The organism is Synechococcus sp. FACHB-909, assembly GCF_014698945.1.
In the GTDB taxonomy this organism is placed as follows: Bacteria; Cyanobacteriota; Cyanobacteriia; order PCC-6307; family Cyanobiaceae; genus Cyanobium.
Window position 1 is genome coordinate 309,881 of the sequence record NZ_JACJTY010000002.1, and the last position, 15,180, is coordinate 325,060.

The 15,180-nt window shown below is 69.1% G+C and carries 13 protein-coding genes; 4 read left to right on the plus strand and 9 right to left on the minus strand.

From position 1 onward, the window contains the following. Window positions 1–174: 174 nt before the first annotated feature. Complete coding sequence (locus H6G99_RS04920; protein WP_190610284.1) at window positions 175–972, plus strand: DUF1194 domain-containing protein; 798 nt, start codon at window positions 175–177, stop codon at window positions 970–972. Window positions 973–1,292: 320 nt separating this feature from the next. Next, a complete protein-coding gene (locus H6G99_RS04925) occupies window positions 1,293–2,129 on the plus strand; it encodes a hypothetical protein (protein ID WP_190610285.1) in 837 nt (278 codons plus the stop codon). A 38-nt stretch (window positions 2,130–2,167) separates the two neighbouring features. Here H6G99_RS04925 and H6G99_RS04930 read toward each other — a convergent pair whose 3' ends face one another. Both H6G99_RS04930 and H6G99_RS04935 read right to left on the minus strand, forming a co-directional pair. Beyond that, complete coding sequence (locus H6G99_RS04930) at window positions 2,168–3,985, minus strand: diflavin flavoprotein (protein ID WP_190610287.1); 1,818 nt, start codon at window positions 3,983–3,985, stop codon at window positions 2,168–2,170. After that, window positions 3,985–5,772 carry a diflavin flavoprotein gene (locus tag H6G99_RS04935; protein ID WP_286190989.1) on the minus strand — a complete coding sequence of 596 codons (1,788 nt, stop codon included), beginning with the start codon at window positions 5,770–5,772 and terminating at the stop codon, window positions 3,985–3,987. Before H6G99_RS04935 ends, H6G99_RS04930 begins: the two co-directional genes overlap by 1 nt. A gap of 147 nt (window positions 5,773–5,919) precedes the next feature. On the opposite strand from H6G99_RS04935, the gene H6G99_RS16550 reads away from it, so the two are divergent. Next, window positions 5,920–6,285, plus strand: coding sequence for a PilZ domain-containing protein (locus tag H6G99_RS16550; RefSeq protein WP_094585690.1), 366 nt, complete (start codon window positions 5,920–5,922; stop codon window positions 6,283–6,285). A gap of 5 nt (window positions 6,286–6,290) precedes the next feature. Here the strand turns inward: H6G99_RS16550 and H6G99_RS04945 are convergent, their stop codons facing one another. The 5 genes from H6G99_RS04945 to H6G99_RS04965 all read right to left on the minus strand — a co-directional run bounded on the left by H6G99_RS04945 (window position 6,291) and on the right by H6G99_RS04965 (window position 10,319). After that, a complete protein-coding gene (locus H6G99_RS04945; protein WP_190610288.1) occupies window positions 6,291–6,725 on the minus strand; it encodes an Hsp20/alpha crystallin family protein in 435 nt (144 codons plus the stop codon). Between the two features lie 137 nt (window positions 6,726–6,862). Continuing rightward, window positions 6,863–7,384: an MEKHLA domain-containing protein gene (locus H6G99_RS04950; protein ID WP_190610540.1), complete on the minus strand. Its 522-nt coding sequence runs from the start codon at window positions 7,382–7,384 to the stop codon at window positions 6,863–6,865. 10 nt (window positions 7,385–7,394) lie between these two features. After that, the gene (locus H6G99_RS04955; protein WP_094585693.1) at window positions 7,395–8,273 is read right to left on the minus strand and encodes a hypothetical protein; all 879 of its coding nucleotides are present in this window, start codon (window positions 8,271–8,273) and stop codon (window positions 7,395–7,397) included. Window positions 8,274–8,379: 106 nt separating this feature from the next. Beyond that, the gene (locus H6G99_RS04960; RefSeq protein WP_190610290.1) at window positions 8,380–9,264 is read right to left on the minus strand and encodes a DUF1194 domain-containing protein; all 885 of its coding nucleotides are present in this window, start codon (window positions 9,262–9,264) and stop codon (window positions 8,380–8,382) included. Window positions 9,265–9,452: 188 nt separating this feature from the next. Next, window positions 9,453–10,319: an SWIM zinc finger family protein gene (locus tag H6G99_RS04965; RefSeq protein WP_190610291.1), complete on the minus strand. Its 867-nt coding sequence runs from the start codon at window positions 10,317–10,319 to the stop codon at window positions 9,453–9,455. 70 nt (window positions 10,320–10,389) lie between these two features. Between H6G99_RS04965 and H6G99_RS04970 the strand changes: the two genes are divergently transcribed. Continuing rightward, window positions 10,390–11,550, plus strand: coding sequence for a fatty acid desaturase family protein (locus tag H6G99_RS04970; RefSeq protein ID WP_353617176.1), 1,161 nt, complete (start codon window positions 10,390–10,392; stop codon window positions 11,548–11,550). A gap of 21 nt (window positions 11,551–11,571) precedes the next feature. On the opposite strand, the gene H6G99_RS04975 is transcribed toward H6G99_RS04970, so the two are convergent. Continuing rightward, the gene (locus H6G99_RS04975; RefSeq protein ID WP_190610295.1) at window positions 11,572–14,670 is read right to left on the minus strand and encodes a DEAD/DEAH box helicase; all 3,099 of its coding nucleotides are present in this window, start codon (window positions 14,668–14,670) and stop codon (window positions 11,572–11,574) included. After that, window positions 14,667–15,116: a hypothetical protein gene (locus tag H6G99_RS04980; protein WP_190610297.1), complete on the minus strand. Its 450-nt coding sequence runs from the start codon at window positions 15,114–15,116 to the stop codon at window positions 14,667–14,669. The genes H6G99_RS04975 and H6G99_RS04980 overlap by 4 nt, the downstream gene beginning before the upstream one ends. Window positions 15,117–15,180 lie beyond the last annotated feature (64 nt).

Here is a 15,180-nt window from a genome sequence, read left to right on the forward strand (position 1 = left end):
TAGGCCGCCGGCCTGATGTCTCTCTTCCTCTGCCAGCAGGGGAGAAGGGCGAAGGGACCCCCGTGGGCCCATGAAGATGGTGATGCATATGCGCAGCAGTCTTGGCGCATGCAGAGAACATGAGGGCTTGGTGAAGGTAAAAGTGAACGGGTCCAAATAATTACCTATCTCGTCATGAGCGTCGCCTCTCGCCCACTCTGGCTGCAAGCCGTCGGGGCCTCGGCAGCCGTTGCCGTCACCACATTGCTGTCCGCCTCGATGGCGTCGGCAGCGACACCCGTCGATCTCGAGCTGTTCCTCTCCGTGGATGTGTCCGGGAGCGTGAACGCGACTGAGTTTGATCTCCAGAAATCCGGCTATGTCCAGGCCTTCCAGGATGCAGCCGTTCATGCGGCCATCGCCAGCAAGCCGAATGGAGTGGCAGTGGCTCTGGGCCAGTGGAGCTCAACGGCGAACTCCCCCCTTGCCGTCGGCTGGACCCTGCTGACCGATGCGGCCAGTTCCAATGCCTTCGCCGCTGCCATCAACACCATGGCCAGGCAGTCGTTTGGAAACACCTGTGTGGCTTGTGGGATCAATGCGGCGGTGGCGGAACTGCAAACCAACGCCTATTCCGGCCCCGGCATCATCGATGTCTCCGGGGATGGCCGGGATAACGTCCTCGGCACGGCAGCTACCGCTGCCGCTCGCGATGCCGCCGCTGCGCTGAGCATCAAGATCAATGGCCTGCCGATCCTCACCGATGACCCGGGCCTTGGCCTCTGGTACCAAACCAATGTCCAGACGGCGAATGGCTTCACGCTGCCGGCCGCCGACTTCGATGATTTCGATCAGGCCGTTCAGCAGAAGATCGTGAGGGAAATCAATGGCGGGGATACCGTCCCCGGCCCCCTGCCCATCCTGGGTGCCGGCGTTGCGTTCGGCTTCAGCCGTCGTCTTCGCAAACGCATCACTACCGCCACCCTGGTGTGAGAGGGGCAGCCTCAGCGGATCCCGCGGGCTGATGCCATCGGACCCCTCTTCTGCTGAGGGGTCCTGTTCTTCGCAACATCGTCTGCTGGCGATGATGATCTTCCCTGTGGATGAGCCTGTGGAAAAGGATTCGAACGCATGGGACCCTTCTCGCCTGTCTTCGTGATCGAGAGGATCTTTCTTGTGCTGTCCCGTTGTGTGCGAATCAGCTTCTTTCAGGGAAGCCACTTGAAGCTTTCTGCTGCATTTAGGGCGTAGAGGATCCATTCACTGATCGATCTCCAGATTCTTTCCTGATCTCTTCATCCCGGGCTATCCGCGTGTCCAACACTGCCGACCACTCCAGGGCTCAACAGCGCGTTCTCGCTAGGCGGCTCGGTGCCATCGCTCTCGCGCTCTTCGTTGTCTTCGCCGCCAGCGTGCTGGCGAGGATCATCCCTTTTCGCGTCTTGCTCGCAAGCTGGCAGCTGGAGTTCGCGGCCAGCCTGATCGATGCGGCACCGATCGCCCTGCTTGGCCTGATCCTCGTCCATCTGGCTGCCTACCTCGACCCCAACAGCCCGATCCTCAAGGAGCGGAAGCAAAGGTTTTCCCGCTTCGCCCTGGCCGCTGTGCTCGGTTTCCTGCTCCTGATTCCGCTGAATGTCTATGCGGTCTGGACTGGCCTCGGCAATCTTGAGGCGACCCGGACCAGGGTTGAAGTCGATGCTGTGCGCAGGATTGATCGGTTCCGGCAGGTCGTCCGTTCCGCCACCACGCCAGAGGATCTGCAGCAACGCCTTGAATCCATCGGTGTCCCGGGCCTGAGGCCCTCTGACCTCCGTCAGCCTCTGCCTCGACTGAAGCAGCAGCTGCTGGCCAATCTGGATAAGGCACAGGGAAATCTGGAAGCCAGGAAGGAGGGAGCTGGAGCGGTCCTCCGTGAGGGTCTCTGGTCACTGATCCAGAGTGTCCTGAAGCTGGTCGTTGCCGCACTGGCCCTGGCCTTCGCCTTTGCGGCCGGAGCCCAGGCCCGCAACAGCGACATCTCTCTGTTGGAGTCCTGGCAACGTAGCTGGGACAAGCGAACCCAGAGAGGGGGGCGTCGACGCCCCCATGCCCCTGCTGCCGATGAGGACTATCTCCGACAACTCAGTGGTGTCGACGACGTTTCCTGACGGCCCTCCCCTCACTCAACACGGCCTAGACCCTCCGCTCAGTAGCTGGCGCCGCTGCGGCGCTGGTGCACGGCCGTCGTGGCGGCCGGATCCAGCAGGTCGCCGCTGAGGGCCTCGGCGTACAGCAGCCAGTGGTCGCCGCATTCCATCCGCTGGCTCACCCGGGCCTCCAGCCAGGCCAGGGCCTCCGGCAGCAGGGGCTGGCCGCCGGGGCTGGTCTCCAGCTCCAGTCCCGCCAGCCGGTCGGCTCCGGGGGGGAAGGGCTGCAGGAACCGCTTCATCGGGCCGCTTTCGCGCCCGGAGGCCAGCACGTTGAGGGAGAAGGCGTCCCCCACGTGCAGCAGGCTCTCGATCGCCCGGTCCTTGGCCACGGCCACGGTGAAGCCGGGGGGGCTGAAGCTGGCCTGGCTCACCCAGCTGGCCACCATCGCCCCACCGATGGCGTCGGCGCCGTCCCCCTTGCGGGTCAGCACCACGCACAGGGACCCCACCACCCGGCCAAGGGCCTGGATCGCCGGGTTGGTGCGGCTCTCGCTGAGACCGCCGCCGGTGCTGCGCCGCTGGGCCTGGCGATGCTGCTGGCGCAGACGTCGGCCCAGGGCGGTGCCCGTTTCCTCCAGGGTCCGCAGGGTGGCCAGATCCGGGCTGAACTTCACCCGGATCGGATCGAAGGCGAACTGGAAGCCGCCGTCGCGGAGCTTGGCTTCGAGCAGGTCGATGGCTTCGCCGCTCCAGCCGAAGCTGCCGAACACCCCCACCGGCTTGGCCCGGTCGCCTTCGGCGAGCACGGTGCCGAGGGCTGAGACGATCGGCGTCGGCGCATGACCCCCGAGGGTGGGGGAGCCGATCAGCAGGGCGTCGCAGGAGTGGATCGCCTCCAGCAGCTGCTCGGCGGGCGCGAATTCGCAGTTGATGCTCTCGACACGCACGCCGCTGCGCGCCACCCCCTGGGAGAGGGCGTCGGCGATGGCGGCGGTGTTGCCGTAGGCGCTCGCGTACAGCAGGGCCACCGACAGGCTGGCCTTCTCCTGGCTCTCCCCCCAGCGCCGGTAGTCGGCCAGCAGGCTGCGCCAGCTCTGGGCGATGGCCGGGCCGTGTCCCGGCGCGATCGTGCGGATCGGCAGTTCGTCGAGCCGGTCGACCACCGTCTCCACCTGGCGGGCCATCGGCGCCATCAGGCAGTCGAAGTAATAGCGGCGGTCCTCTTCGGTGCTGGTGCGGTTCGCCTCGGCGAAGTCCTCGGTGCAGAGGTGGGCGGCGAAGAACTTGCCGCTCATCAGCAGCCCGGTGGTGGCCTCGAAGGCGATCAGGCCGCCGGGCCAGCGGGGGGTGGGGGTGGGAAGCAGGGTGAGGACATGGCCGTCGGCGAGGGTGCGGCTGGTCTCCTGCTTGACCACCTCGATCGTCGGCAGGGGCACGGCGTCGGCGGGGGCGGCAGCCTCACCCCCCGGGCCGGGCCGCTGCTGTTCCCAGAGTTCGGTGAGGACCTGGGCACCCGGATTGGAGGCCACCAGCACCGTGGCCGGCCAGCCCGTCGCCAGCTGCTTCAGCAGGGCGACCCGGTTGGGGTTGACGTGGCCCACCACCACCTTGAGGGGCGCGTCGGCCGGCACCAGCAGGGCCAGCTGCTCCAGGAAGGGGGCGGCGAAGGAGGCCCCCGGCGGATGGACCAGCACCGGGGCGCCGCCGGAGCCGTCCTGCTGGAACAGGAAGCTGTTGGCGGTGGTGCCCCGCTCGAGGCCGTATTCGACTTCGAAACGGAGGCGGCGCGGGCTGAGGCCGCGCAGGCAGAGCAGGCCGGGTTCGACCGGCAGGGTGATGACGCGCCGATCGGACGCGGATGGGGAGGTGGTCATCAGTAGTGGTTGCCCACCTTGCGGTGATGCACGGCCGTGGCGGCGGTGGTGTCAGCCACATTGCCCTCCTCCACCACCGCGTAGATGATCCAGTGGTCCGGGCCTTCCATGCGCTGGGTCACCCGGCAGCCCAGGTAGGCCAGGGCATCCCCGAGGACGGGACCGCCGGCGGCCACGCCTTCGAGCACGTTGACGCCGGCGAAGCGGTCGGCCCCCGGCGGGAAGCGGCGCAGGAAGTGGCGCAGCAGGGGCTGGTGGTTGTCGTCGCGCAGGATGTTGAGCACGAAGCGGTCATCCACCTGCATCAGGGCCTCGATGGCCCGGTCCTTGGCCACCGCCACCGTGAGCCCCGGCGGATCGAAGCTCGCCTGGCTCACCCAGCTGGCCACCATGGCGCCACTACGGCTGCCGGCCTCGTCGTCCTGGCGGGACGTGACGATGTACAGGCCGCCGCTGAGGCGGCCGAGGGCCTTGTCCAGGTCGCCGTCGATGGCCTTCATGGCGGCGATGGTCTTCTCCTTGGTGAGCAGCTGGCCCAGGTCGGTGCCGGCCTCCTCGCAGCGCTGGTAGTCGGCGCCGCCGGGAACCTGGCGGATGCGCAGGGGCTCGAACGCCCATTTCTGCCCCAGGTTGCGCAGCTGGCCGGCCAGGGTGTCGATCGGTTCGTCGTTGCCGCCGAAGGCGTCGTAGCAACCCACCCACTGCTTGGGATGGAGGGCCGCCAGCAGGGTGCCGATGGCCGTCTGCAGGTCGGGATCGGGGGAGGCGGGCCAGGTGGGCACCACCACGGCGCTGGCCTCACCGATCAGGGCGGCGAGCTCCTGGGGATCGGTGCCGCGCAGGTCGACCAGCTGCACCTGGCCGGAGGCCTTGCCCACGCCCCGGGCGATGGCCTGACTGAGCCGGTCGCAGAAGCCGTACTGGCTGAGATAGCAGACGGCCGCATAGGCCTCGCCGGCGCTGCGCTGGCCGCTCCAGTCGCGGTAGTCGCCCACCCAGAGGGGCAGGTGCTCCCGCAGCAGGGGCCCGTGGCCCACGGCGATCGTGTTGATCTCCGGCAGCCCCTCCATCCGCTTGAGCGCCTGCAGCACACTGCGGGCGTTGGGGGCCATCAGGCAGTCGTAGTAGAAGCGGAAGTCCGGGGCGATGGCGCCGGGGTCGACATCGAAGAGGTCGTCGGAGCAGTAGTGGAGGCCGAAGGCATCGCAGGTGTAGAGGATGCCGGTGCCGTGGTCGAAGGAGAAGATCGTGTCGGGCCAGTGCAGGTTGGGGGCACTGAGGAAGCTGAAGCGATGGGCCACACCGCTGTCGGGATTCACGCCCAGGTCGAGCTCGTCGCCGCTCTTGACCGCCCGGCTGCGGAAGGGCCGGTGCACCTGGTCCTGGAGGAACTGGATCGCCACCTTGGAGCCGACGATCTCGATGTCCGGGTGGCGGTCGATCAGATCGCCGATCAGGCCGGAATGGTCAGGCTCGGTGTGGGAGACGATCAGGTGGTCGATCGCCGTGGGGTCGATCAGACCCTCCAGCAGGGGAATCCAGGTGTCGCGGAACTTGGCGTGGCTGGTGTCGACCAGGGCCGTGCGCTCGCCGCGCACCAGGAAGGCGTTGTAGGTGGTGCCGTTGCGCAGGCCGAACTCAATGTCGAAGCGGCTGCGGTCCCAGTCGAGGGAGCGGATCGCCGTGGTGTCGGTGGCGATCGGCGCGCACTGCAGGCTGAGCCGGGAGGCGGCGGCCCCCGCCGGGGACGGCAGGGTGGTCGGGGCGTCGGCGGTGCTGCTGCTCATGGGGTCAGACTCCTTCCGCAGACACAAGACTTTAGGCAGGCAGGTTGGTTTTGGGTCTGTTAGACAAAGCGAGGGTATCCCGAAGAACCCTGGTATCCCGAGGAACCCTGGAGAATGATCAGAACCATTCCGAGGTCGAGTCGATAGGTGGCCACCGGAGACCTGGAACGGTTTCAGGAGTCCTTCAGGCGCCTCGAGAAGCGCCTGGAGGAGGCCTCGCGCGCCGACCGGTACAAGCCTCCGACGGGCCTGGCCACGGCCCGCCTCCATCTCGCATCGATGCAACCCGCCGAAGGGGTGTTCGCCGAGGTGCTTGACCTGAGTGCCGATGGTCTGAGGATCGCCATCGAGGCTGGTCACCATCCCGCCGTCGGCCAGCCCTGCAGCGTGGTGGTGGGGGATGGGGAGGGAGAGACCTACGACCTTCAGGGCACGATCCGGTGGATCGAAGCCACCAGCTACATCTCGGTCATCGGTCTCTCCCTCGATTCCGCCCAGCGCCTCGAGGCCTGAGGGCCTCAGTCGGCCACCTTCACGCTGACCGTCGTCAGGGACTGCGCCTTGGGCGCCGTCACGGTCAACAGGCCATCGCGGTAGTGGGCTTCGAGGGCGTCACGCTGGATGCCGCCGGGGAAGCGGAAGCTGCGGCTCCAGGTGCCGTAGCGGAACTCGCCCAGCAGCGGGGCGCGGCGGCGGCCTTCCGCGGCCGGGGCCTCGCCGTTGCCGGCCTCAGGGATGGCTGGCGGCTGGCAGCGGCGCTCGGCACTGATGATCAGGGACCGGTCCGTGGCCTTGACGTCGATGGAGCCGCGGTCGACGCCGGGGAGCTCGAGGGCAATGGTGTAGCTGTCCTCGGTTTCGTGGATCTCGGCGGCGGGAACACGCTCGGCCGTCTGCAGCTGTTGCTCCAGCCGGTCGAACAGATCGAAGGGGGAGGGATGAAGCGTGCGCATGGTTGGTGCTTCCGAAGGGAGCGACGGGGATGGTCGGGTGAGGAACCACCCGTCCGATCAATGTGCCCGCCATGGCTGTGGACTTCGAGGGGGAGAACCGACGATGCAGGTTCGGTCCCCCCGACAGGGTTCGGCCCCTACGCCAGCGGGGGCGGAGAACCGGAACAGGGCGGCTCCAGCCACCACCAGCGGCCGAAGGCGGCCGCCTGGCCGCAGGGCTGACCGCCGGGATTCCGCAGGGTCCACAGCCGGGCGTTCTCGATCCGGAAGCGGCGCCCGCCGCTGTCGATGCGGACGCCGCCGTAGCCCTCGAGGGCTTCGACCCTGCGGGCCCGCTCCAGGGCCCGGGCCCGGCTCTGCCGTTCGGCCGGCTCCGCCGTGAGCCGTGAGGGCAGGCCCACCATGGCGCCCCAGGGGCGGCGCCACAGCACCAGGGCGGCCCGGTTGGCGTAGATCAGCCGGGGATCGGCGCCGCCGTCATGGGCCAGTACGACGGTGGGGGCCACGAACAGCTCCTGGGCCGTCTGCAGGGGCGAGAGGCCGGCCGAAACGCCGGCGAGCAGCGGGCGGCCGAAGGCCAGCCGGTGGCCCTCGATCAGGCGCCCGGCGGTGGCGATGGCGTCCTGGCTCAGCCAGGGGGGTGGTTCCGGCGGTGGGATGGCTCGGGCCTCAGCGGCGGGGCTCGTTCTCGTCGGGCATCATCATCCGCATGGCCGCGTCCAGCTCCGGCGGGGCCTGATGCCGACGGCTTGCAAAGGAGGAGAGCAGCCGGCCGGAGAGCACGTTCTGGAGCAGGGTGGGCTGGGCGGCGAAGCGCTTGCCGATCGCGGCGAAGCAGCAGAAGAGCAGCACGGCGGCGAGGACATTCCTGGCCAGCTGCACGAACCAGTCGTTGAGCCGCCTCATGCCCAGGGCATCGGCGCTGTTCTGGTAGCGCTTGATGAAGGGATTGAGGTCGTTGCTGAGCCTGGTTTTGACGGCGTCCAGGGGCAGGTCGATGGAGGGGGGAAGGTTCGGGGCCTGGCCTGGCAGCAGCCGCATGGCCCGGAGGATGTCGTCGTAGGAGCGGGCGCTTTCGATGGCCCGGGTGGTGGCGATGTAGGCGTTCAGCTCCCGGGTGTCGTTGGCCCTGAACTGGCGCAGCAGGCTGATGCCGCTGTAGACCTGCACAGGGATCAGCAGCAGGAAGCCGAAGGCGATCCAGAAGCTCAGGCGCCGCATCAGCACCACCCGGCCCTGGATCGTCGTCGAGGCGGGATCGATGAGCCTGGCGAGCAGCAGCAGGATCGCGCCGACCATGGCGATCGGGCCCGAGGCGAGCAGCTTGTCGCCCACCGCCTGGAGCCAGAGGGGATCGATCAGGCGCACCGGCCAGGCGGAGGCGGCCAGGCCCACCAGGAACAGGACGAACAGCAGGATCGCCCCCCAGTGGAGGGCCATGGCGACCTCCTCGCCATAGTTCTCGCTGAAGGTCCGCTCCGCGCCGGCGCGGGGGTGGGGCTCGGGATGGCGGTCGGCCGTGGGCTGGGGGTCGGCGTGGGGGCTCATGGGAAGGAAAGGGCTCAGGTTGAGCGAGGGGGTGCCGATAGCCAGGGGGCACCGAAAAAAAAGCCCGGCACGGGGCCGGGCTTGGTGGTCTGCCGGCCGGAGCGGATCAGGCCTGATGGAGGTTGGCGGTGTTGATGCGGCGGCGCAGCTTGCGGGAGAAGCCGAAGGCGGCGGCGGCGCCCAGAACGGGCAGGGGACCGGGCACAGAATCGCCGGGACCGGGACCCACTTCGCGGATCAGCTTGTTGGTGATCGCCGTCTCGAAGGCATCGAAATCGGCGGCGGTCTCGACGAAGCCGGCCTTGGTGGCGCCATTGGCGGGGGTCGCCACGTTCGCTGTCAGGAAGCCGCTGGCACCGGCGCCGACACCCAGGCCATTGATGATGATGCCGCTGGCAACGGCTTGAGCCCTGCGGGTCTGGGCACACTGGGCCTCGGTAACGTTGCCAGGGCACTCTTCCTCATTCCCCACCCCATCGGTGGAGATGTCGATCACCTTGCCGTTGACGCGAGTCGTGTTGAACAGGTTGGTGTTGATGGCATTGATGGCGGCCAGCATGCCGCAGTCAATGCAGGTCCTGTTGCCGATACCGCCTTGGCGGTTCATGTTCTGGAGGGCGGTGACGAAGCTGTTCAGGGAGGTGCCGCCATTGATACCGTCCGTGGTGAGGTCGGTGATGTGCTTCCAGTCGATGGCGAGCGTCGGAGACGCAATCGTCGACCACTGGCCGACGGCGATCGCCAGACCGCCGCCGGCGAAGGTTTCGGCGATCTTGGTCTTGACGGCGGCATCCTGGAAGGCGCTGACGTAGCCGTCCCTGTAGAGGGTGAATTCGTTGTTGTCGATGCTGCCGGAGACATCCAGCGACAGGAACAGCTCCTGGAAGACGTTGGTGACGGCGTGGGCCGGCTGGGAGGTGCCGAACAGGCCGATGGTGACAGCCGCAGCGGCCGCTCCTCCGCGGAGCAGGGGCTTGAGGGTGGATCTCATGGCGGATGGGATGGGGGGACGGTGTGGTGCTCCGGATGACCGGAGCCTGCCTTAACGCAGGCAGTGCACAGGGCCTCCTGGGAGGTGAGCGACCAACGCCCAAAACTTAGCACTGGGTGATAGATCTTTCACCCAATAGACGCAAACTTAACACGGCATTAATCGACGCCCTCCTCCGGGCCCGCCACTCAGCCTTCGCTGTCGTTGCCGGTGGCCATCGCCCGCACCATCGCCTGCTGGGCCATGGCCGTCCCGTGGGCCTTGAGCCGGTCGAGGAAGAGCCGGTTGGCCTCCGGGAAGCGGGGCTCCTCCGCCAGGGGCAGGGGACCGGCGCCATCCAGGCCCGACTCCCCTTCCATGGCCGGCGTGATCACCACCAGATCGGGGTCGAGGGGGGCGTCGTAGCGCCACCAGCGGGCCGGGTCGGCGATGGCCGGATGGATCGGATGGGGGGCGTGCTCCAGGGGGGCGGCCACCCCCTCCCGGCGGCGCTTGGCCAGGTCACCCAGCAGCTGGCTGCGGGTGCGGCCGCGCAGCTGGAACAGCACGAAGGGGTCCTCGCTGAAGCGGTCCCCCATCAGGTAGTAGACGGCGCTGATGTGCTTGCAGGGGTTGGCCTTGTCGGGGCAGCTGCACTCGCTGCGCACCTCCTGGAGCTTGAACGGGAACAGGCGTTTGCCGCTGGCGGCGAAGGCCCGCTCGATGTCGGCGGGCATGATCCCCGCCAGCAGCTGGGCCGACCAGCGGGCCTTCTGGCTCAGGGCCTCCAGCACGTAGCCCCAGTCCTCGTCGTTGAGCACGTCGAGCCAGAGCTTCACCTTGTAAGGGTCCGGGTCGGTGCCCTGCACCCGGGCGTGGACCCGGCGCCCCTCGAAGCGGATCGAGACGACGTTGCCCTCCCGGGCATAGGTCCAGGCACGCTCCAGGCGCTTCTTGAACCGATAGGAATGGATCAGCTCCATCCACTGCTCCACCCACCAGGGCTGCTGCCCCAGGCCCTGCTGGCCCAGTTGCGTGGTGATGGCGCCGGAGGCGCCGGGGAAGGAGCTGGTCATGCCGCCGGCCTCACGCGGCCCATCCTGCCGCCTGCCGGACCCACTGGCCTAGGTTGTCCCGACGCAGGGCGTGGAGTCCTTGAATCGCATCACGTTCGGCGCCGGCGACGGTTTTCAAAGTCTTCTCAGGACAAGGGTTCAGGATCACTTCGAGGCCACCGGGCAGGAGCGGCGCGATGCGCCGGCCATGGTGATCAAATCGGCCGTGATCCTGGCCTGGTTCGTCCTCACCTACGGGCTGCTGGTCTTCCGCGTCGGCAACACTCCGGGGGCGATCGCCCTGTCCGCCGTTCTGGGTCTGGCGATCGCCGCCATCGGCTTCAACATCCAGCACGACGGCGGCCACGGCGCCTACTCCCGCCACCGCTGGATCAACCGGGCCGCCGCCATGACCCTCGATCTGCTCGGTGGCAGCTCCCTGATCTGGGCCCACAAGCACAACGGGCTGCACCACACCTTCACCAACCTCTCCGGCCACGACGACGACATCAACCTCGGCCTGATCGGTCGTCTGTCTCCCCATCAGCCCCATCGCTGGTGGCACCGCTGGCAGCACCTCTACCTCTGGCCCCTCTACGGGATGCTGCCCATCAAGTGGCAGTTCTTCGATGACTTCGCCGATCTGGCCGGCCGTGGCCGCGGCGACCATTCCCTGCCCCGCCTCGGCCCCGCCGACTGGGTGGTGTTCCTGGCCGGCAAGGCGATCTTCTTCTCCCTGGCGTTCGTCATCCCCCTTCAGTTCCATCCCGTCGGTGCGGTGATCGGCTGCTACCTGGTGACGGCGATGGTGCAGGGCGTCGTGCTGAGCGTGGTGTTCCAGCTGGCCCACTGCGTGGAGGAGGCCGATTTCCCCATGGCCGACCCCGCCAGCCCGGCCATGGGTCCCTGGGCCGGCCATCAAGTGGCCACCACCGTCGACTTCAGCCGCTCCAACCCCCTGCTGAGCTGGTTGCTGGGGGGCCTGAACTTCCAGGTGGAACATCACCTGTTCCCCCAGATCAGTCACGTCCATTACCCCCAGATCTCCGCCATCGTCGAGCAGACCTGCCGCGACTGCCAGGTTCCCTTCCGCACCCACCCGTCCTTCCTGGCCGGTGTGGCCTCCCACTACCGCTGGCTGCGGCGCATGGGCCAGCCCCCTGCCGTGCCGGCCCTGCCCCTGCTGCTGCCGGTGATCGGGGAGAGCGCGGGACTCGCCCACCCCTCCGACGTCACCCTGGCCCGCCGCTGAGGCCCCTCGCCGCGCCGCTCCTCAGCCCTCCTCCAGGGCCACCAGGTCCCGCAGCTGGCCCACGTCGAAGCCACCGAGCCATTCCTCACCGCTGCCGACGATGTCGGCGGCCAGCCTGGATTTCTCCTCGATCATGCGGTCGATCTTCTCCTCCACCGAACCGCTGGTGATGAACTTGTGCACCAGCACCCGGTTGGTCTGGCCGATCCGGTAGGCCCGGTCGGTGGCCTGGTTCTCCACGGCGGGGTTCCACCAGCGGTCGATGTGGAACACGTGGCTGGCCCGGGTGAGGTTGAGGCCCACACCCCCGGCCTTGAGGGAGAGCAGGAACAGCTGGGGGCCGCGGGGATCCTCCTGGAAGCGGTCCACCATCGCCTGGCGGTCCGTCTTGCTGCTGCCGCCGTGCAGGAAGGGCACGTCCTGGCGCCAGCGCTGCTCCAGGTAGACCTTGAGCAGGTGGCCCCATTCGGCGAACTGGGTGAACAGCAGGGCCCGGTCGCCCGCCTCGATCACCTCCTCGAGGATCTCCTCCAGCCGCAGCACCTTGGCGCTGCGGCCGGCGAAGCCGCTGTCGACTCCGCGCTCCTTGAGGGCCAGGGCCGGGTGGTTGCAGATCTGCTTGAGCCGGGTGAGCAGGGCGAGCACCTGGCCGTGGCGCTGGCCGAGGGGGGCGCGGGCGATGGCATCGAGGCTCTCGTCCACGGTCTTGCGGTAGAGCTTCGTCTGCTCCGCCGACAGGCCCACCCATTCGCGCAGCTCCACCTTCTCCGGCAGGTCGGAGATGATCGAGCGGTCGGTCTTGAGCCGCCGCAGGATGAACGGCCCGACCCGGGCCTTGAGATCCCGCAGGGAACTCATGTCGCCGTAGCGCTCGATCGGCAGCCGGTAGCGCTGGCGGAAGAAGCCCTCCTCCCCCAGCACCCGCGGATTGAGGAAGTCCATCAGGGCCCACAGCTCGCTCACCCGGTTCTCGACCGGGGTGCCGGTGAGGGCGATGCGGAAGCGGCCCTGCTTGCCCGGACGGCCCAGGTCGCGGGCCGCCTGGCTCTGCTTGGCCGCCGGGTTCTTGATCGCCTGGGCTTCGTCGATCACGACGCCCTGCCAGTCGATGCTCTCCAGCAGTTCGCTGTCGCGCTGCAGCAGCCCATAGCTGGTGAGCACCAGGTCCACCCCGTCCAGGGCCTTGGCCAGCTTTTCGGGGGTGGAGGGCCGGCGGGGACCGTAGTGCTCCCGCACCTCCAGGTCCGGTGTGAAGCCCGCCGCCTCCCGCTTCCAGTTGGTGAGCACCGAGGTGGGGGCCACCAGCAGGACGGGTCGCTTCAGTTCCTGCTCCACCTTGAGGTGCTGCAGGAAGGCCAGCAGCTGCACCGTCTTGCCCAGGCCCATGTCATCCGCCAGGCAGGCCCCCTGGTCGAAGCGGTGCAGGAAGGCCAGCCAGCCCAGGCCCCGCTCCTGGTAGGGCCGCAGCTGGCCGGCGAAGCCCTCCGGCGCCGGCAGGGGATCGGGGGCCTTCTGCTGGTGGTACTGCTCCAGGACGGCGCTCAGCCGGGGCCCCGGGATGAAGCGATGCACCGGCAGCCGCATCAGGGTGTCGCCGTCGCTGGCCGTGAGGCGCAGGGCATCGTCGAGGCTGAGGACGGGATCGGCGGCGCAGAAGCGGGTGGCGTTCTTGTGATCGCTGGGCCGCAGCTCGATCCAGGCCCCCTTGTGCTGCACCAGCGGACTGCGCTTGGTGGAAAGACGCTCCAGGTCCTTGAGGGTGAGGGTGACCCCGCCGATCATCAGCTCCCACTTCCACTGCAGGCTTTCCCCCAGGGAGAAGCCGCGGGAGCGCTCGGGCAGCTCGGCTTCGATCGCGAGTCCCAGCCGGCTGGCCAGCCCGCCGCTGAGGCTGGCCGGCAGCACCACGCCTACCCCCACATCGCGCAGCTGGGCGGCGGCGGTGCGCACCAGCACGAAGGCCTCGGCCGGGGTGAGCTGCATGGTTTCCGGGGCTGCCGCATCGAGGCCCCGCCCGATCGGCTCGAACACCTGCAGGGCCCGGCCCAGGCCCTCCAGGAGCAGCTGGCCCGGCTCGGCCACATCCACCTCGCCAAGCTGGAGCCGGCCGTCGCCCGCATTCCAGACCGTGCGTGCCGGCATGCGCAGGCTGGGATCGGCCTCCGCCTGCAGGGAGAAGCGCAGCTCCCAGAGCTCCTCGCCCTCCTCGGGGGTGAACAGTTCCAGGCAGGCCCGGGCCGGGGCCACCCGCCCCGCCACCGCTTCGCGCCAGTGCTGGGTGGCCACCGCCAGCCGCTCCCGCTCCTCCTCGTCCAGGTCGAGCCGGCCGGGGCCGGGGCCGAGGGCCTTCTGCCAGGCCCCCAGCAGGGGATCGAGGCCCTCGGCGGGGGGACGGAAGCCGGCGCGCAGCTGGCCGTCGAGCAACGCCTCCAGCAGGCTGGCCACCCGCAGCCGGCCGCTGCCGGGGCGGCGGCAGGCCAGCCCCCCCTCCCCCGGCGCTCCGGGGGCCATGGCGCAGGTGGCCACCTGGGGCAGCCGGATGGCCAGTTCCTCCAGCCGGCGCCGGTCCCCTTCCCGGTTGAGCAGGGGCAGCCAGCGGGCCCGGTCCTCCTCCACCTGGGGCAGCCAGCGACCGCGGGCGATCAGGCTCAGGGCCCAGCGCTCCAGATGGCTCCACCAGCGCAGGTCGTCGGCCAGGCCGGGGTCGTCGCCGGAGAGGGGCAGCCCGGCGAGCCATTCGCCCGCCCCCGCCGGATCGAGGGCCAGGCCCTCCACCCGCCAGGGCCACCACTGCACTTCCTTCGGGATCGGCTCGCCCGCCTGCAGCGGCAGACCGCTCCAGGCCGCCAGACCCTCGCTGGCCGCCTTGCGGCGGCCGCGGGCCCCCTGGCTGCGGCTCGGCAGGGTGAGCTGGGCCTCCGCCGGCCGGAAGGCCTCCGACCAGAGGCCATGGTCATCCAGCCAGGCGCCCAGATCGTCGACGCTGAGGGACAGGGGATGGTCGGGAACGGTGCGCAGCGGCGCCACCGGAGTGGCGACCCTCCAGGTGTCGGCCCAGAGCAGCAGCCGGCCACCGGCCCCTTCCGGCGGAAACAGCCAGGTGGCATGCAGCAGGCTCATGGCCGCAGGGCGGGCAGGAGGCGCTGGGCGGCCTGCAGCAGCAAGGCGCTGCCGATCAGGGGAAGCCAGAGCGGCAACCAGCCGCGCAGCAGCTCAAGGATCGCGCCGACCGCGCCGCGGGCCAGGGGCTGGTGCAGGAGGGACTGGATCTCCGGGACCGGCAGGGCCAGGGCGGTGACAGCCACGGGACCTCCGAGGCTGCGGATGCCGCAGACCGCCCCCACCAGGCCGGCGGCCAGGTGGTCGTCATCCGGATCGACGCGCTGGAGGTGAAAGGCCAGCAGGCCGTAGAAGAAGCCGCAGCCCGCCGAGCGCAGCCCGCTCTCCAGGCCGGCCGGCAAGCCGATAAGGGCGGCGGCGAACCCCCCCAGCAGCGCCCACGACAGGGACTGCAGCCGCAGACGGGCACGGGAATCGTCGGACGCCTGGGTCAACGGCAAGGCCATGGCGATGGCCCGATCATGCCTGGCCACCGGCAGCCTTACATTATTCATCGGCTGTGGCCAGTGC